Origin of the sequence: Algoriphagus sp. (assembly GCF_029254265.1) — a bacterium.
In the GTDB taxonomy this organism is placed as follows: Bacteria; Bacteroidota; Bacteroidia; order Cytophagales; family Cyclobacteriaceae; genus Algoriphagus.
On sequence record NZ_JAQWXX010000048.1, the window covers coordinates 62,431 to 81,626 of the forward strand.

13 protein-coding genes are annotated in these 19,196 nt (G+C 42.0%); 7 read left to right on the forward strand and 6 right to left on the reverse strand.

Annotated elements, in window-relative coordinates; all coding sequences use genetic code 11:
- Positions 1-75 precede the first annotated feature (75 nt).
- Positions 76-2,316 carry a TonB-dependent receptor gene (locus P8O16_RS07270; protein WP_300312623.1) on the forward strand — a complete coding sequence of 747 codons (2,241 nt, stop codon included), beginning with the start codon at positions 76-78 and terminating at the stop codon, positions 2,314-2,316.
- Positions 2,317-2,509: 193 nt separating this feature from the next.
- On the opposite strand, the gene P8O16_RS07275 is transcribed toward P8O16_RS07270, so the two are convergent.
- On the reverse strand, positions 2,510-4,423 hold the full coding sequence (locus tag P8O16_RS07275; protein ID WP_300312627.1) for an ABC-F family ATP-binding cassette domain-containing protein: 1,914 nt from the start codon (positions 4,421-4,423) through the stop codon (positions 2,510-2,512).
- 152 nt (positions 4,424-4,575) lie between these two features.
- On the opposite strand from P8O16_RS07275, the gene P8O16_RS07280 reads away from it, so the two are divergent.
- From P8O16_RS07280 to P8O16_RS07300, 5 genes are all read left to right on the forward strand, one after another.
- A complete protein-coding gene (locus P8O16_RS07280; protein WP_300312630.1) occupies positions 4,576-5,061 on the forward strand; it encodes a peptide deformylase in 486 nt (161 codons plus the stop codon).
- 170 nt (positions 5,062-5,231) lie between these two features.
- Positions 5,232-5,801, forward strand: coding sequence for a DUF4256 domain-containing protein (locus tag P8O16_RS07285; protein WP_300312633.1), 570 nt, complete (start codon positions 5,232-5,234; stop codon positions 5,799-5,801).
- 221 nt (positions 5,802-6,022) lie between these two features.
- A complete protein-coding gene (gene rlmN, locus P8O16_RS07290) occupies positions 6,023-7,090 on the forward strand; it encodes a 23S rRNA (adenine(2503)-C(2))-methyltransferase RlmN (protein ID WP_300312636.1) in 1,068 nt (355 codons plus the stop codon).
- Positions 7,091-7,162: 72 nt separating this feature from the next.
- The gene (locus P8O16_RS07295; RefSeq protein ID WP_300312640.1) at positions 7,163-9,841 is read left to right on the forward strand and encodes a TonB-dependent receptor plug domain-containing protein; all 2,679 of its coding nucleotides are present in this window, start codon (positions 7,163-7,165) and stop codon (positions 9,839-9,841) included.
- Between the two features lie 56 nt (positions 9,842-9,897).
- Entirely contained in the window at positions 9,898-10,374 is a 477-nt protein-coding gene (locus P8O16_RS07300; RefSeq protein ID WP_300312642.1) for a hypothetical protein, read from the forward strand.
- Between the two features lie 25 nt (positions 10,375-10,399).
- Here P8O16_RS07300 and P8O16_RS07305 read toward each other — a convergent pair whose 3' ends face one another.
- Genes P8O16_RS07305 through P8O16_RS07320 form a run of 4 tightly spaced genes read right to left on the reverse strand, consistent with a single transcriptional unit; the run spans position 10,400 to position 14,378 of the window.
- The gene (locus P8O16_RS07305; protein ID WP_300312644.1) at positions 10,400-11,332 is read right to left on the reverse strand and encodes a rhomboid family intramembrane serine protease; all 933 of its coding nucleotides are present in this window, start codon (positions 11,330-11,332) and stop codon (positions 10,400-10,402) included.
- Between the two features lie 2 nt (positions 11,333-11,334).
- Positions 11,335-12,126, reverse strand: a complete 792-nt coding sequence (locus P8O16_RS07310) for a rhomboid family intramembrane serine protease (protein WP_300312646.1) — start codon at positions 12,124-12,126, stop codon at positions 11,335-11,337.
- A gap of 1 nt (position 12,127) precedes the next feature.
- Positions 12,128-13,981: a DNA mismatch repair endonuclease MutL gene (gene mutL / locus P8O16_RS07315; protein ID WP_300312649.1), complete on the reverse strand. Its 1,854-nt coding sequence runs from the start codon at positions 13,979-13,981 to the stop codon at positions 12,128-12,130.
- A complete protein-coding gene (locus P8O16_RS07320; protein ID WP_300312652.1) occupies positions 13,974-14,378 on the reverse strand; it encodes a hypothetical protein in 405 nt (134 codons plus the stop codon). Before P8O16_RS07320 ends, mutL begins: the two co-directional genes overlap by 8 nt.
- Positions 14,379-14,645: 267 nt before the next feature.
- Between P8O16_RS07320 and P8O16_RS07325 the strand changes: the two genes are divergently transcribed.
- Positions 14,646-17,606, forward strand: coding sequence for a glycoside hydrolase family 3 N-terminal domain-containing protein (locus P8O16_RS07325; protein WP_300312655.1), 2,961 nt, complete (start codon positions 14,646-14,648; stop codon positions 17,604-17,606).
- 55 nt (positions 17,607-17,661) lie between these two features.
- Here P8O16_RS07325 and P8O16_RS07330 read toward each other — a convergent pair whose 3' ends face one another.
- On the reverse strand, positions 17,662-18,993 hold the full coding sequence (locus tag P8O16_RS07330; RefSeq protein ID WP_300312658.1) for a M24 family metallopeptidase: 1,332 nt from the start codon (positions 18,991-18,993) through the stop codon (positions 17,662-17,664).
- Between the last annotated feature and the right edge of the window lie 203 nt (positions 18,994-19,196).

Sequence of the window (19,196 nt, forward strand, 5' to 3'; positions counted from 1 at the left end):
GGTTCTTATTAAATACCGGATGGTAAATTTTTAAACGGTTAAAATCGATCTCCAAAAACCCTGTAAATTCGCTCCATGAAAAGATGCCTAAGCCTCCTATTACTATTTATAAGTTTTTCTACAATTGCCCAAGTTCAATTCAAAGTAGTAGACGGTAATACTGCTTTGCCTTTGGAAAATGTTCGGATTCAGCCTAAAAATGGGACAGCTCAGCTTTCAAATGCTTCGGGAATCGTAGCATTCGCAGTATCGGAGGCCGCAACTTTTACCTTCTTCAAATCTGGCTACGAACCCTTCAAGGCAGATTTTGGAGCGGGGGAACATTTGGTAGAATTAAGCCCAAAATCAGTAGATCTATCCCAAGTCACCGTCACAGCGTTTGAGTCTGAACGTCCACTTTTGGAGCAGTCAGCAGCTATTTCCGTAGTGACAGAGCGGGATTTCAACCGCTTCAATGAAACTTCTATCGTCAATTCTTTCAACACCAAACCTGGTATCCGAATCGAAGAGCGTGCCCCGGCGAGTTATCGAATTTCTATCCGAGGAAGCTCTTTAAGATCTCCTTTTGGTGTACGAAATGTCAAGGTTTACTGGAATGAAGTTCCTTTTACATCACCTGATGGAACCACACCTCTGAACTTGCTCGATCTTTCCAATATTCGAACTGCCGAGGTAATCAAAGGCCCATCGGGAAGTATTTACGGGGCTGGAAATGGAGGGGCGATCAGCCTAAACAGTCCTTCAAATCCACAAGGAGGAAGAATCAGCAGCGAATATATGGCGGGTGATTTTGGGCTTAATCGCTTTAGAGTCGCACTTTCTCAACAAATCGGAGAAGGCGGAATCGAAGCTTCCTTTGTCACTCAAAAAGCGGATGGCTACAGAGAGCATTCAGCAATGGATCGAAAAGTATTTCAATTGGGAAGCTTTTTTCCGGTATCGGAAAATCAAGAAATACGGACGCAACTCTTGATCTCTGACCTAAACTATCAAATTCCCGGAGCACTTAATGCTGATCAACTTTCAGCTGACCCTACTCAAGCCCGTCCAGGTTCGGTGGCTCAAAATAGCTCCATTGCTCAGCAGTCGGTCTTCGCTTCCTTTGGCCATTTATATCGCTTTTCTGAGAAAACAAGCAATAACACAACGGTATACCTAAACACCAATGACTTCGAAAATCCTTTTATCCTAGACTACAAAAAGGAATTAGGATTCGGTTTTGGTGGTCGGACTCGCTTCACGCATGACACCCAACTCGGTGGAAAATCACTCCGTCTCATTGCAGGTGGAGAATATCAGACGAGTTTGACTGATGCACAGAACTTTGGAAATCGGGCAGGTGTGGCAGACACGGTTCGCTTTTCGGATAAACTTCGAGCCACGCAAGGGTTCCTTTTCCAGCAGGCAGAATGGCAAATTGCTTCCAAGTTCCTCTTCACTCTGGGCTTGAGTGAAAACTTCTCGAGCTTCGAAATCGACCGACAGATTGATGCCGCAGGAGGTCCAACAGGACTTCAAACCCGAACATTTGATCCGATCGTAGTTCCACGAGTAGCGCTGAATTATCGTGTAAATGAAGCCTCGGCAGTTTACGGAAGTGTAAGCAGTGGATTTTCTCCGCCGACTATCGATGAAGTTCGAACGAATGAAGGAAGTTTGAATCTGGATTTAGAAGCTGAAAAAGGAGTTAATTATGAATTGGGATATCGCCTTGGAAAAGGGAAATTCAATCTCGACCTGACCACTTATTATTTCAAGTTGGATCAGACGATTACGACATTTACCAATCCCCAAGGCGTAGTTTTATTCAGAAATGCAGGTTCCACGGATCAAAAGGGAATCGAAGCAGCGATTGATTACAGCTTGATCCAAAATGGTCAAGGATTTATTCAGAATTTAAGTTTGGGAACCGCTTATACAGGTCAGTTTTTCACCTTTAAAGACTACCAAAAACGAGATGATGATTTCTCAGGAAATGCGCTGACTGGCGTACCGGAGACTACTTTGGTGACCCGATTAGATCTCCGAACCAAGCCGGGGTTCTATCTGAATTTCACCCATAACTATGTGAGCGAGCTTCCGCTTAATGATGCCAATACGGTATTTCAAGATGCCTACAATTTGGTCAATCTGCGATTTGGCTGGGCAAAAACTTTTGCCGGAAAATGGGAATTGGAAGCCTTTGCTGGGGTAGATAATTTGTTGGATGAAAGCTATTCACTTGGAAACGATCTGAATCCTTTTGGTGGAAGATATTATCAGCCAGCTCCGACAAGAAATTGGTATGGGGGTATTAAAGTAGGATTTCTTTATTAAATAGAAATACGATTGAAATACACCTTCCTAGATTTGATAATACAATGGAAATAAGGTTGAAATACACCTTCCTTCGGTCGGTGAAATATTAGGTTCTAGTCCGAGCTTACATAGTACTTTCAAATCGATATTTCGCCAAAGGCTTATTTCAGCGAAGCTATATTTCCACAGTATTTCTATCTTATCTTTTATTTTACTCTATCCCGTCCAACTCGCTCAATTCCAACCAAGTCAACTCTAATTCTTCCAATTTAGAATCGATTTCCAGCATACGGGATGATATTTTCATCAGCTCTTCGTGATCGGAATTTCCACCGCTGATTTTCTCGGTAAGGTCAGCTTTCTCTTTTTCCAATTTGGCCATAGAAGCAGTAACTTCCTTAAATTCATTCTTCTGCTTAAAACTAGCTTTTGCTTTAGAAGGAGCTGTAGCAGCAACTTCAGCCTTTTCGGATTGATTCGTAGGGGTGGTGCCGGTACTTCGGTCTCCAGACTTCGGTCTTCCGTCTTTGTTCTCTTTCTCCGCCTCTCTAAACTCCGAATAATTCCCAGGGAAATCAGAAATCACTCCCTCGCCCTCGAAAACAAACAAATGCTCCACCAAGCGATCCATAAAATATCTATCGTGGGAAACAATGATCAAGCAACCTGGGAAAGAATCCAAAAACTCCTCCAAGGTATTCAAGGTCATCAGATCCAGGTCATTGGTAGGCTCATCGAGAATCAGGAAGTTTGGATTCTTGATCAAGACCATCAAAAGCTGCAAGCGACGACGCTCACCACCACTGAGTTTCTCGATCGGCGTATGCTGCTGCTTTGGAGGGAAGCCAAATTGCGTCAAAAACTGGCTAACTGTGATCGTCTGACCTTTATCCAGCACCACGACTTCAGCCACATCCTTGACGATATCAATTAATCGCTTGCTCTCGTCAAAGCTACTTTCTTCCTGTCGGTAATAGCCAAAAGCCGTAGTCTGACCGATGGAAATCTTCCCTTTATCCGGTGCCAATTGGCCCGTGATCATATTTAGAAAAGTGGTTTTCCCGGCTCCGTTTGGTCCGACGATTCCTACCCGGTCTTTCTTTTTGAAGACATAGGAAAAATCTTCCACCAGCTTTTTATCGCCATAGGATTTACTGATTTTATCGATCTCTATGATTTTATTTCCCAGTCGCTGGGCACTCACTTGAAGTTCGATATCGCGGTCTTCCCGCTTCTGAGATGCTTTTTCTTTGGTTTCCTCGAAAGCATCAACTCTATATTTTGCTTTGGTAGTTCGGGCTTTAGGCTGCCGTCTGATCCAGTCAAGTTCTTTCTTATAAAGACTTTTCGCCTTTTCCAATTCAATATCCTCGTTTTGCATTCGCTCGGCTTTCTTGTCGAGAAAATAGCCGTAATTTCCTTGGTAGCGATGTACTTTACCCTGATCGAGTTCAAGAATCTCGTTAGTCACTTTTTCTAGAAAATAGCGGTCGTGGGTGACCATAAAAAGTGCCAAATTGGCTTTCGCTAGGTAATCTTCCAGCCACTCGATCGTTTCCAAGTCAAGGTGGTTGGTCGGTTCGTCAAGCAGGAGAAGATCCGGTTTTTCGAGAATGGCTTTCGCCAAAGCAACCCGCTTGCGCTGTCCTCCGGAAAGGGAACCAACTGGCAACTCTGTATCGTGAAGCCCTAATTTTCCCAGAACTTCCTTCACTTGGTATTCAAAATCCCAAGCTTGAAAAGCATCCATTTTTTCAAAAAGCACCGTCATCTTATCGGAGTTGTCAATGCCCCGCTCCGCATCCAGCATCGCTTTATGATAATCCTCAATCACTTGCAGCACCTCACTATTGCTCTGATCAAAGATCGTCTGGTAAATGCTCATCGTTCCTTCAAAAACCGGATTTTGATGCACATAAGCCACTTTGATCGCTTGGTTGATCCCAACTTGACCCGTATCGGCGATTTCCAGCCCCATGATGATTTTCATCAAGGTGGATTTACCGGCACCGTTGATACCCACTAAGGCGATTTTTTGTCCTTGTAATATGCCAAAGGAAATATTGGAAAAAAGCTTGCGCTCACCGAACGCTTTACTGAGGTTTTCGACCGAAAGGTAATTCATGCCGCAAAAGTAAGGAAAAGAAGGCAGGCAATCATGTGGAATACAATATTCTGGCTGGAACTATTCATTTTTTAAAATTCATTTACCTTAACTAATGGTAAATACAGCTATGTTTAAAACCTAACTCAAACGGATTTTACTATATTTTCACAATGAAAACCATTCACGATATATTGAAGCTCGGCGATCCAAAACTATATGAGATTTGTGAGCCTGTACTCGAGTCTGAACTTCCATTAGTCCCCGGCTGGGTGCAGCAGCTTCATGAAGCCATGGAGGACATCCGAAAAGTTTATGGTTTTGGTCGGGGCATTGCTGCTCCCCAATTGGGAATTATGAAGCGACTTTTTTACCTGAATCTGGATCGCCCCTATGTGATTCTAAATCCTGAGTTGAAAAACCTAAGTGATGAAAAATTTGAGCTTTGGGATGACTGCATGTCATTTCCCAATCTTTTGGTCAAGGTGGCCCGCCACGAATCCCTGACTTTGGACTATTTGGATGAAAATTGGGAAAAGCAGTCATTATCGGTCACAGGAGCACTTTCTGAATTAATCCAGCACGAATATGATCACTTAGACGGCATTCTCTGTACCATGCGGGCGATTGATGGGAAGAGTTTTAAGTTGAAAAAATAATATAGAAATACAGCTTTGCTGAAATAAGCTTCGCGAAATACAGTAGAAATACGACTTCGGCGAAATAAATTGAAATAGGATTCGAATTTATTGTTTCTTATTTCGACGACCGAAGGGAGGGGTATTTCAACCTTATTTCCATTGTATTTCTTTTCCCAATAAAAATTCTAATGAAAGCCAATAACAGACTAAGCAATTCCGAAAAGGAAACTCTACTGAAAACGTTAAAAAGTCGCTTTGAGAAAAATAAAGCTCGGCATAAGGGACTGGACTGGGAGAAGGTTTTGACTAAACTCGAGGCCTTGGAATCCCAAGAGAAACTCTGGTCGATTTTCCGGCTAGAAGAAACTGGAGGCGAACCGGATGTGGTTGGTTTTGATGAAGCAACAAATGAATTTATTTTTTACGATTGCTCTCCAGAAACCCCGAAAGGTCGAAGAAGCATCTGCTATGATCGAGAGGGTTTGGAATCTCGCAAAGACTATCCTCCAAAAGATACGGCCATAGATATGGCTGCGGACATGGGGGTAGAATTGCTCAATGAAGAAGAATACCGAAGCCTGCAAGCTTTGGGGACATTTGATCAAAAAACCTCCAGTTGGCTCAAAACGCCTGAATCTGTACGGAAACTTGGCGGAGCTATTTTCGCTGATTTCAGATATGGACAGGTATTCATCTACCATAATGGCGCCCAGTCCTATTATGCAGGTCGTGGCTTTCGGGCTTCAGTTCGAGTTTGATTTTTTTATTTAACCACTAAGGACACGGAGGATATCACGGAGGACACAAAGGTTTAAAATCAGAAAGCTGAAAATTCTCCGCGGTTCGAGTCTTCACGAAACGTAATAAGTTGGAGCCTTTTTTACCGCTAAGTCTGCGAAGGTTTTCGTGAAGAAGGGATACAAATACCAAGGCTTGATTTCCGGCTAAGAAATCCTCTTGAATCCCTTAACTTTGCAGCATGGAAGAGATTCAGAAAAAAGACATTCGTAAGCTTACTTTGACAGAATTGGAGGAGTTCTTTTTAGCACATGGCGAAAAGAAGTTCCGAGCCAAGCAGGTCTATGAGTGGCTTTGGAATAAGTCGCTGAAGAACTTCGATGACATGAGTAATATTTCCCTTTCTACCCGGGAAATGCTCAAAACCCATTTTGAGATCAATCACATCTTGGTGGATCTGATGCAGCATTCCTCAGATGGTACGATCAAGAATGCGGTAAAACTCTATGATTCAAAAATTGTCGAATCTGTACTCATTCCAACTACCAAGCGAATCACCGCCTGTGTCTCCTCTCAGGTAGGATGCAGTTTGGATTGCAACTTTTGCGCGACTGCCCGTCTAAAGCGCATGCGAAATCTAAACCCTGATGAAATCTATGATCAAGTCGTGGCGATCAAGGATGAGGCCGAAACATATTTCCAGCGTCCACTGACCAATATTGTTTTTATGGGAATGGGTGAGCCCCTGCTCAATTATGCGAATGTTCTCGAGGCAATCGATAAAATCACTTCCCCTGAAGGTCTTGGGATGGCTCCCAGGAGAATTACACTCTCTACAGTTGGCGTAACCAAAATGATCCGCAAACTGGCTGATGATGGAGTGAAATTTAACCTTGCCGTTTCCCTCCACTCTGCTATCAATGAAACTCGATCCCGGCTTATGCCAATCAACGACAGCAATCCAGTCGAAGAATTGGGGGAATCATTGAAATATTGGTACGACAAGACCAAACGAAAGGTGACTTACGAATACGTCATCTGGGATGGTATCAACGACGATGAACGGCATGCTCGAGCTTTGGCTAAATTCTGCAAAATCATTCCTTCCAAAGTCAACATTATCCAATACAATCCGATCGATGAAGGTGAATTTCGTCAGGCAAAACAGGAAGCCGTGGATATGTATGTTCGGATTTTAGAATCGCAAGGAATCATCGCAAAGGTCAGAAAATCAAGAGGTCAGGACATCGATGCTGCATGCGGTCAGCTGGCAAATAAAAATGAAGTAGCGGCACTGAATGCTATTTAAGATTTTTTCACTTGTCAATTTATAAGCAATTAGTTTTATTGCCTCTGTTTTTAGTAACAAACCAACTATTTTATGAAAAATCAAGTTTTAACGCTGATTATTTTTCTCATCAGCTTTAGCTCAACGGAGCTATTTGGACAAGAAGCTTTGCCTCAAAAGATCCAGAGCTATTTTGACACTTATCAGAAAGAATACCCTGTAGAAAAAGCTTATCTCCATTTAGACAAAACCACCTACACACTCGGTGAAGATCTTTGGTTTAGTGCTTACCTGACTGCTGGAAGCAGTCAAATCCCATCCCCTTTGAGTGCTACCCTATATGTTGACTTGTTTGACGGAGATGGATTGCTTTTAGAGCAAAAAACTATTCGATTGGAAAAAGGAAGAGGGAAAGGAGACTTCGCCTTACCGGCCTTTGGCAAACCTGGGATCTACCAACTTAAAGCTTATACTTCTTGGATGCGGAATTTTGGAGATGAATATTTCTTTAACTCCCAAATCAATGTGGTCGATGGAGCAGGAGGTTCATTCCTTCCAAAAATCACTTTTACTAGCATCAGTGCTGCGGCTGGAAAAGTAACTTATAAAGCAGATCTGATCGTGATTGATAGTGAGGGCAATCCACTTGCAGGTAAAACGGTTGAAATAAAGGCAAAAGCAGGCGAAGAAGAGTTGTATACACAAGCACTGCCGGTAAATGCACAAGGACAGGTAAGTTTCACGTTTGCAATCCCTGAAAAAGCTAATTCATCGCAGCATTTGGAATTAACTTTCATGGAAAATGAAAACTATTCTGTAACCCAAAAGCTTCGCCTACCCTATAGTTTAACTTTGGCAGATATTCAGTTTTTGCCGGAAGGCGGCCACTCCGTGATTGGGAAAAAGACCAACTTTGGATTTCGAGCGATCTATCCTGACGGGATGCCTGCCGAAATCCAAGGCTCAATCGAAGGAAGTGATATTACTTTCGAAAGCAATTTTGCAGGTTTGGGAAAATTTGAACTCACTCCAACCCAATCCAGCTATCCAGTAAAAATCACTGAAAAAACTACCGCTCAGGAAATCAGCACAAATCTTTCTAAAATTGATTCAGAAGGATTGGTCATGCAAGTGATCAATAATCCTGCTGCAAGCTATTTAACTGCATTTGTGCAGGGGGAATATGCCGCAAATTCACTTTTGTTAGTCTCTCAAACTCGGGGAATCATCAATTACATGATTCAAGGCACTTTGGCAAATGGTGTCTGGGGTGTACGTATTCCTAAAGAGAATCTGATCTCAGGGATCAACCAAATCACTGTGATGAGCGAGGATGGAAAGCCGCTGTTGGAGAGATTGATATTTGTCCAAAAAGAAGATCAAATACAACTAGACATTGCAAAGACGGGAAGTGTTTCTCCACGTGAGAAAATCAGTCTGAATCTAAAATCAACCTTTGCCGGAACAGCTAATTCAGGAAGTTTCTCTGTGGCCGTATTGGATGCAGCTCAGGTTAATCCAAGTGAATTGGAAGCCGGAGATATTTTTTCTACTCTTCTTTTGACTTCAGATTTATCTGCTGAAATCTACCAACCGGGAAGATACTTCAAAGATAACTCCGCAGAGACGCAGGAAGCATTGGATCTGGTGATGATGACACATGGTTGGAGAAGATTTGAGTGGTCTGATGTCCTTGCGGGGAATCTCCCAAAGATTGAGCAGTTTATCGAGCGGGGAATCAATATCGAAGGTCAGGTAACAGATGCCGAGCAAACTAAAAAAGGTCTCGCTGGTGGAAAAATCACGGCCTTAGTAGGTGAAGGAATTGAAATTGTCACCTCGGAATATGGCCCTAATGGTCGCTTCATTTTTAGAGATTTGGAATATTTGGATTCCGCTTCAGTTACGATCACGGCTGAGGATACACGACTCAAAAACTTTATCGACGTGTCGGTGATTCAGCCAGAACCTGTTTTTAATTCGATCGAAGGAAATTATACACAGGAAGTGGTTTGGCCAGAAGGGCTTGTGGCTACTTATCGAGAGCGGACGATGATGCAACAACTCAATGCAGAAAAAGATATTATAGATCTGGAGGGAGTCACGGTTGAAGCAAAGACTATTGAACGCGAGGAAGAAGAAATCAGAAAAATCTATGGATCTGGTGATGTAACACTCGATCCGGAAAAAATCCCTTCCTCTGTTGGTTTTACAAATGTCTTCCAATTGATCCAAGGAAGAGTATCCGGTGTACAAGTCTTTGTATCTGGTTTATCTGTTAATGTCACGATCCGAGGGGTAGGTTCACTCGGTGGCTCTGGTACACAGCCACTTTATTTGTTGGACAATATACCTGTTGAAGCCTCGACTTTGCTCACAATCAGCCCAAGAGATGTAGCCAACGTAGATGTATTCAAAGACCCCGCCAAGACGGCTATTTTTGGAGCACAGGGTGCAAATGGTGTAATAGCGGTTTACACCAAAACCGGTGCTGGATTTGGGAAAAGTGTAGGAGGTACTTTGGTAACACAATATGGAGGATATGCTGTTCCTCGCGAATTTTACCTTCCAAAATATGATACCAAAACGGTAGAAAATGCAATCAAGGATGCTCGTGCTACCATCTATTGGAATCCGCTAGTGGAGACTGGAGAAAATGGAGAATCACGTCTGGAGTTTTACAATACTGATATAGCTTCAAAGCAAATGATCATTGTCGAAGGAATTGATTCAGAAGGCAGACTGGGCCGATTGGTTCGAATTTTAGAATAAGCATTTGTTTTCCTCACCAAAGCCTCCTAATTTCTTCCCAAATTAAACAGGAAGAAATGAAAAAGGCTTTGGTGATTTTTTTTGGAGCATTTTTGATCACGTTTGGGAGCATGGCTCAAACGCAGAATCAGGGAGATGCTCGAGTGCATGTGTTGGGGACTTATGGACTTCGATGGAATAATTTTGGAGCAGGTGTCGGAATAGAATACTTTTTCGCAGAACACTTTGCGATCATGCCAAGCTACATCCGCAACTTTCCCAATGTAGGCACATCGAGCAATTTCAATGCGGACCTCAGGTACTATGTCTCAGAGGGACCTTCGCAACTTTATTTTATGGCCGGATACGCTCAAAGCTGGGAGAATTCACAGCCGGATGGAGCTGGAGTAAGGCGCTCTTACAATGGGGCAAATGTGGGAGTTGGCGCATACATCAGGCTTGTAGATTGGGTCGGTTTAAGTACTGAGTTCAAATTTCAGAGTACTAGTCCGCAAGAGGTTGGCTTTCGGTTCGGCTTTGCTTTCCCCCTTTAAAAGAGAGCCAAGAAACAGGAGAACTTTATTTCTTCGAAAATTCAAACAGCTTTCGTTTCTCTTCTTTGTTCAACGCTTCATATCCTCGCTCCGCAATCTTATCCAAAATCCGATCAATTTCTTCTTGAGTCGCATCAGAACTGTTAGTCACTGGAGTATTCGATTTGGAAGGGTTTGAAAAAGAGGATCCATAACCTGCCGATGTTTTCTTTTTTCGGTAGGAAACTTTTACGCCTTTTCGACTGGTAAAAAAATTCTCAAAAAAGATCCCGACTTTCTGAACCGGAATTCCCCAATCAATTCCTTTTCGAAGCTGCGTGATGTAAATAAAACCCAGCAAAGCTCCACCAAGATGCGCAAGCTCACCTCCTGCATTTGCTCCAGCAGAATTGGCGAAGGAAAGAATCACGTAGAAAATCGCGATGTATTTGATCTTAACAGGTCCGATAAGAATCAGCATAAAAGTGGTATTAGGAGTCAAAGTCGCCGCTCCAACTACTACTGCAAATACCCCAGCACTTGCTCCAAGCATCAAAGATGAATCAACTGATCCGCTGAAATACGGTGCCAAATTGTAGATCAACACATAAAAAACAGCACCAGCCAAACCTCCAAGAATATAGAGATTTGCCAATTTGCGACTACCCAAATACTGATTAATCAAGAGTCCAAACCAATAAAGGAACAGCATATTGAAGAGAATATGGAAAATCCCTTCATGCAAAAACATGTAAGTCAATATACTCCATGGCTGTAAAATCAACCGAGAGACTGACGCAGGCATCATCAAGTAAGACAGTGCACTGGAATACAAATCTCCCACGCCACCGATCGTCATCAACACCCGTGCGACCATGACGACCAAGAATACCAGCAAGTTGATAGCAATCAGTTTATAAAGACTGTTGTCGCTATGCTTGAATGCATTTTTTAAATTATCCCAAAAACCGCCGTACATTTTTAATAAAAATTAGTTCTGTCTTTTTTCCATCCGTAAACCAAGATCGCACCGATCACCAATCCACTTAAGTGGGCAAAGTGTGCCACATTATCAGTGGGGTTGTTTATCACTACGTTATAAATGGTATAAAGTCCATAAAATAAGACCAAGTATTTTGCTTTTACCGGCATTGGAGGAAAAAGCAAAAAGAGTTGAGTATTTGGGAAAAGCATTGCAAAAGCAATTAAAACCCCAAACAAAGCTCCTGAAGCACCAACCATTGGGACATTCCCCTGAATTTCTAAAATGGCATTCAAAGTTTGTTTTGCCTGACTGATTTTATTTGGATCATTAGGATTCCGGCTGAAATCATCTACAAAATCAAAAACAGAACTTTGGAAAAATCCACGATTCTCAACCACCAACTTGTTAAAAGCATCGGGATCAGGATTACTTTCAAATGCTTCAACCTTGTCCTGCAAGTTATTCATCCGATAAGCAGTATACCCGGAATAAAGAACTCCTGAACCTACTCCACAAACCATCCAAAGAATCAGAAGTTTTTTGGGTCCAAGGAATTGCTCCAAAAGAGGTCCAAAGATCATCAGTCCAAACATATTGCTGAATAGATGCCAAAAATCTGCATGCATGAACATGTAGGTCAGAAACTGAAATGGCTTAAAATATTGGCTATGTATGTAGTACAGTGCAAACCAATCACTCAACTGAGGAAATAAAAACGCACTCACCAAAAACAGTGCAACGTTGGCTATCAAAAGATTTTGTACTACTGGGGTGATATTTCTAAACATGCTATTTTCCGAAGAATGAATGAATACTGCTTAAATCCAATTTGACGAAAGATTTGTTCCCTCCCAAACCAAAATTAGGGTTCTGACAGGCAAATAATTGTCCCACGAGGGTTTCCATTTCCTGAGGATTAAGTTTTTGCCCCTTTTTCAGGGCAGATTTTCGAGCTAGAGACCGAGCGAGGTTCTCTCTTTTATCCAACGAAAGCTCATTTTTATAATTTTTAAACTGCTCCAATAATCCCTCGAAGAGCTCCTTTTCGTTTTTCACCTGTATATCTGCAGGAACTCCCTGAATGATCACCGTGTCTTTTCCAAACTCAGAAACCATAAACCCTAAGCTATGCAACTCAGGCAAAAGATCTTGTACCAATGCAAAATCAGAAGATCCGAGTTCAATGATTGGAGGAAAAAGACATTGTTGAGATGGTCCTTGGGCGATTTTCAATTGACGCAGATAGCGTTCGTATAAAACTCGCTCATGTGCGGCTTGCTGATCGACAATCAGCATCCCTGTCGACATTTGAGCGACAACATAGCTCAATTCCACTTGAAAGGTCGTCCCGGTAGAATCTTCTGCTGAGGGCCGCGGAATTCGATCAGGAATCTGATCCGGATTAGCTTTACTGGAAAAAGTGAGCACTTCTGTATCCTCACTTTCAGTTTTTCTGGTGTAATCCTGCGGCTGATTCACAGGGATATTACTTTCAAACAGTTTTTCCCAACCGGAAGTACTTGCCTTTTTAAATTCAGGTGTATTAAAAGTTTTATAGCTGTACTCACGATCGACTTGCTCTTTTTTAGATGGATCCTGATCCCATTTTTCATTGAAATTCACGTCATATGAAAAGTCAATTGAAGGGACTACATGGTGAGAACCTAAGGCTTGCTTCACTGCTGAACGGATCACCGCGTAGACTGTACGCTCATCATCAAACTTGATTTCAGTTTTGGTTGGGTGCACATTGATATCAATATGCGAGGGGTCTATTTCCAAAAAAAGAACATAAAAAGGATGCTGATCCGGCTGGATCAAGCCTTCAAAAGCATTGCCAACTGCGTGATGCAGGTAGCTGCTTTTGATGTATCGATTATTGACAAAAAAGAACTGCTCTCCTCGGGTCTTTTTAGCATTTTCCGGTTTGCCTACATAGCCTTTTACATTGACATGCGGCGTAAGTTCTTCGCAGGGAACCAACTGTCCCTGATAGCTTTTTCCGAAAAGTTGGACAATACGATGGCTTAATTTGCCAGGCGTAAGGTTATAAACTTCCAAATCCTGCTGAAAAAGCGAAAACCCAATTTCAGGATAAGAAAGGGCCACCCGTTGAAACTCGTCCACAATGTGTCGCATCTCGACGGGATTTGATTTCAGGAAATTCCTTCTGGCAGGCACATTGAAAAATAGATTTTTCATTGAAACTGCAGTACCTACATTTCCTGCAAATGGTTCTTGCTTTTTCACCTCAGACCCTTCGATCTGAATCAATGTCCCAAGCTCAGATTCTGCTTGCTTAGTTTTCAACTCCACTTGAGCGACAGCAGCGATGGAAGCTAAGGCCTCTCCTCTAAATCCGAAGGTACGAATGGTAAATAGATCGGTAGAATTTCTGATTTTGGAAGTAGCATGTCGCTCAAAACTCATCCGAGCGTCAGTAGCTGACATTCCTTTTCCGTTGTCAATTACCTGAATCAATTGCTTGCCGGCTTCCTTTACCACAACTTGAATTTGAGTAGCACCCGCATCCACGGCATTTTCCAAAAGTTCTTTGAGTGCCGAGGCTGGACGTTGTACTACTTCCCCTGCCGCAATTTGATTTGCGATCGCATCAGGCAGAAGCTGGATAATATCACTCATTTTTCTTTTTGGGTTTTAGCCTAAAGAAAAAATAAACAGCTACGATCAGCAGTGCGACATAAAGCATATATTCAAAAATTACCGGACCGAGGTAGACATAGCCGAAAATTGACCCCAGCAAAATCAAAAAAATGAAAGTTCTGATCATTGCAGTGGATGCAAACATATTTGGACTGGATCGCTCTTTTATTCCTCGATATTGTGAAAACGATCCTCTGATTCCTCCCCCATAAGATCCTAACTCCTCATCTCCTTCTTTAATCAATCCTTCGGCCTGAAGTTCTCTTTTGATCCGAGAGGTACGCTGGTCAATTTCTTCTTTGACAGGATCATAATATCTTGGCTTGATATCAAATCGCATTGGAGCGGCAGTACGGAAGACAGATGGGAATTTCATTTTTCTCGAATTTTATTGGAACTCAATAAGGTAAAACGTCAACAAAGTCATAAGTTCCAAGATATTGACCAAACATCAAATTTATACCCTTTTTAACCAGATTTACGGTTTTATGTTGCCTTATCTTTAGTATATTAATCTATTCTAGGACGAACTCTACCGTACAATATTCCTATATGATCACTTTTATCTGGCAAAGACCGTTAAGATGAAAGTGTTGACGTACAAATTTATTTTAAAAGTTACGAATTAAAAATTTACTCATACATGAGCAACATGCTTTGGAGGGTATTCGCCGTCTGTATTATTGTTCTTACTTTCTCTTCCGGGAAACTCGACGAATCACTTCTAATCGAGGACCCATTGATTTCCGTTGACCAAATTTCCCAAAGCAATTGGGTTGATTCGGTATTTCAAAGTTTGACATTTGATGAGCGGCTTGGTCAGCTTTTTATGGTGGCAGCTTACTCCAACAAAGATCAGGCACATGTCAACGAGATCACTAATTTGATCAAGACAGAAAATCTTGGAGGTCTGATCTTTTTTCAGGGAGGCCCTGATCGGCAAGCCCGATTGACCAATCTCTACCAAGCTCAGGCTAAAACTCCTCTTTTTATTGCAATGGATGCTGAGTGGGGAATTGGAATGCGTTTGGATTCTGTACCTGATTTCCCCAAGGCAATGACTTTGGGAGCTATTCAAGATGAAAAACTCATCTATGAAATGGGCGAAGAGATGGCCCGCCAATTCAAAGAGCTTCGAATGCATATCAATTTTGCACCTGTAGTAGATGTTAATTCTAATCCTGACAATCCAGTTATAGGCTATCGAGCTTTTGGAGGAAACAAGGAACTGGTCGCAAAGCAGGCGGTAGCTTACATGAAAGGTCTTCAGGATAATGGGGTAATCGCCAATGCAAAGCATTTTCCGGGTCATGGTGATACTGAAGCTGATAGTCACTATTCACTCCCCGTAATCAAGCACCCTGAGCAACGAATCTGGGATATAGATCTATATCCCTATGAGGAGCTTTTCAAAGAAAACCTCATGTCTGTCATGGTTGTCCATTTAAATATCCCGAGTCTGGACAGCGAGGCCAACAGTGCTACTAGCCTTTCAAAAAAAGTGGTAACTGACCTACTTCAGAAAAGGATGAATTTCCAAGGGTTGGTTTTCACAGATGCATTAAATATGCGGGGTGTGGCAAAAGCAAATTCTCCAGGTGAGGTAGATTTAAAGGCACTTTTGGCAGGAAATGATGTCTTGCTATATTCCATGGATGTGCCAAAGGCGAAGGCAATGATCAAGAAAGCTGTGGAAGATGGAATCATTAGCGAGTCTGAAATAGATCGAAGAGTAAAAAAAATCTTAAAAGCAAAATACTGGTCTGGACTCAATCATTATGTGCCGATTAAAACTTTTGAACTAAATGATCGGCTACATACCCCAAAAACAGATGAACTTATAGAAAAATTGTATGCTAGTTCCATCACAGTAGCTTCCAATAAAGACAAATTAATCCCCTTTGAGCAATTAGACCTCAAGAGTTTTGCAAGTCTGAGTATAGGTGATGATGGGAAAGTGTTTCAAAAATACCTTGGGAAGTATACCAAGTTTGACCATTTCAGTATTCAAAAAGCGGCAAATGAAACCACGCATTACAACACCCTGAAACAACTCGAAGACTATGATGTCGTCGTAGTGGGATTGATGGGAGTGACTAATAGTCCAAAGCGGAAATTTGGTATTGCAGATGCCGATGTACAATTGATCCGGGATCTTTCCAAAAGACAAAAAGTCGTAACTGTATTATTTGGAAATGCCTACGCTTCTCAGCATTTGGAAGGGTTGGGAAATTTAGTCTTTGCCTTTGAAAATAATGAAACTACACAAGAATTAGCTCCCCAGATCCTTTTCGGAGCTAGACCTGCAGAAGGAATTCTTCCTGTGACAGTTAGTAGCCAATATTCTTTTGGAGTGGGTGGCTATATGGAATCTTTGAAAAGACTTTCCTATGGGACTCCTGAGAGTGTAGGGTTGGATAGCAAGATCTTAAATAAAATAGATGAAGTGGCTGAAAAAGCCATTCGGATTCAAGCCACGCCCGGTGCAAATGTATTGGTCGTCAAAGATGGAAAAGTAGTCTTTGAGCGCTCCTACGGTAAGCTCGAATACAAAAGCAGTCCAAAAGTCAATTCCGAAACAGTTTATGATTTAGCCTCGATCACGAAAGTCCTGGCGACTACACAGGCAGTAATGTTTCTTCAAAGTCGAGGTGAATTGGACATGGATAAAACCTTGGGGCATTATCTCCCGGAATTAAGAGGCACCAACAAAGAAAAACTAGTGCTCAAAGACGTGATGGCACATGAGGCCGGCTTGGTTGCTTTTATTCCTCATTATGCAAAAACTGTAGAAGGAGGAAACTGGAAATCAGAATATTTTCATGCCACTTCGAGTCCAGGTTTTTCTCGTCCCGTATCCAATGACATGTTTGGAAATGATGCCCTTCGAGACAGTATTTGGACCTGGACTATCGAATCTAAACTCACGCCTAAACCCTCAGGAGCGGCCAAGCATAAATATGTCTATTCTGACTTGACAATGTATTTTATGCAGGCAGTAGTAGAAAAAATTGTTAACCAACCCATGGAAGTATTTTTGGAGCAGAACTTTTATGCTCCACTTGGTCTCCATACTTTGACTTTCAATCCATTTAACAAAATGCCACTGGACAACATTGCTCCTACAGAAAATGATGTAGCGTTTCGTAAGCGGCAAGTTCAAGGATATGTACATGATCCAGGAGCAGCAATGTACGGAGGAGTGGCTGGACATGCTGGCCTTTTCGGTACAGCCAATGATCTTGCTGTTATGATGCAGCTTATGCTGAACAAAGGCTATTATGGAGATGTCAGTCTAATAAAAAGCGGCACGGTAACAGAATTCACAAAAAGACAATCCACTCAAAGTAGAAGAGGCTGGGGCTGGGACAAGCCAGAACCTGAAAAAGGAAAGGGAGGATCTGCAGGAGATCTAGCTCCAAAAAGCACCTTTGGACATACCGGATTCACAGGAACCTGTGTATGGGCGGATCCAGAGAATAACCTGATTTATGTCTTTCTATCCAACCGAGTATATCCTGACGGAAACAACACCAGATTATTGAAAGAAGGTATTCGAACAGAAATTCACGATATCATTTATCAAGCTCTCAGTAAAAAATAGAAATTCAAGAAAGGCAGAAATTATACTCATTTTCTGCCTTTCTTTTTTTTAAAACTTACTTTTTACCTACAAGAATCAATTCTTCTTGTGGCTCGATCAGATAGGTAGCACCATCTGAAGTGACTACTGCCATTTCCTCTACAGATATGGTTTTGGTATTTCCATCAGGCAATTTCCAACAATGAAACCCATCGAAAGCGAAAGTCATTCCCTCTTTTAATTCTTTTTGAGCAGCCGGTCGGGGAGTTGGACTTTGCGAGCCTCCAAGATTCGGCCCCACATCATGTGCTACATAACCGACAGGGTGACCAGTGCTCCACATTACATATTCAGAACCAGCAGCCTCCATTAGGTTACGTTGAGCCCGATCTACATCCTCTCCTTTGACGCCGGGTTTCATTGCAGCCAAAGCCGCTCTACTACCAGCTTTCCCATGATTCCAATAGCTTTGAATCTCTACCGGAGCTTCTGTCTCTCCATCTTTCAGGACATATCCAAATCGCTGAATATCACTTACCCAGATATCATAAAGCTTGACGCCAAAATCAATCTGAATCACATCCCCGCCCTGAATCACCTTATCTGTGGCATGTGAGTGACCCCGATCAGGCCCAGAATTGACATTTGGATTTTGATCTGGATGCCAAGCGTCAGTGACTCCATATTCAACCATTTTTGATTTTAAAAATCTTGCAACATCCGCATCTGTGGTTTTGCCGGGTTCTATCATTTGATAAGCTTCGTACTGGAAGTCCGAAGCGAGTTTTGCGGCTTGTTTAAGAATTTCAACTTCAGCAGGAAGCTTAATTGAGAGCCATTCATAGACAAGCTCAGTAGATGAAACCAATTTAGAAGCTTCCTCACCCAATGCTTTTTCAAGTTCCAAATGCTGGGAATGGGTAAGCCCGTCTGCGAGCGAGTTTGAGGCGGAAGTATTAATCGCAATGGCAGAAAAATTCTTTTCTTTGATAAAGTCAGCTGCCTGATCAAGAGTGGAAATACCGCGCTCCACTCTTACAACCGTATCATGAATATCGAGTTCATCCAGAGCCGTAGCCTCTCCATCCGGAGAAAAAACCAAGGAGTGAAATCCAACTTCATCAAAGTAAAAAATAAATATTGCAGATCCGCTGGCATTTTCCCCTCCGATATGACTCGCGATGGGATCATTATTGTTTTCTCTACAGATGCTTACCCAACAGTCCACCCCTGCAGCTTTCATAGCCTTAGGTAGTAAAACTGAAATTCGCTCCTTTCGGATTTCCGGCCATGGATTATTTGACCAAAGATTTTCTGAATTTTGGGATACTGTTTGCTTTTCCGAGGGCTGATCACATGCCTGAAAAACCAATAGGAAGAAAAAAAGCAGATTGACAAGTCTGTTCATATGCAGATATTTTTTGAATTCGAAGATAAAGTAAATTGGAAAATTCAATGCTTCATATTATTAAAAAGGGCTCAAACTGGTAAAAAAAAGGATATTGAATAAAAGTTACGAAGCCAGTTTTCTGATTGATCCATAAAAAAATTTTAATTTGAACAAAAAATAGGTTTATGCGTGTTACCAACACAGCAATTAAACCTGCACCA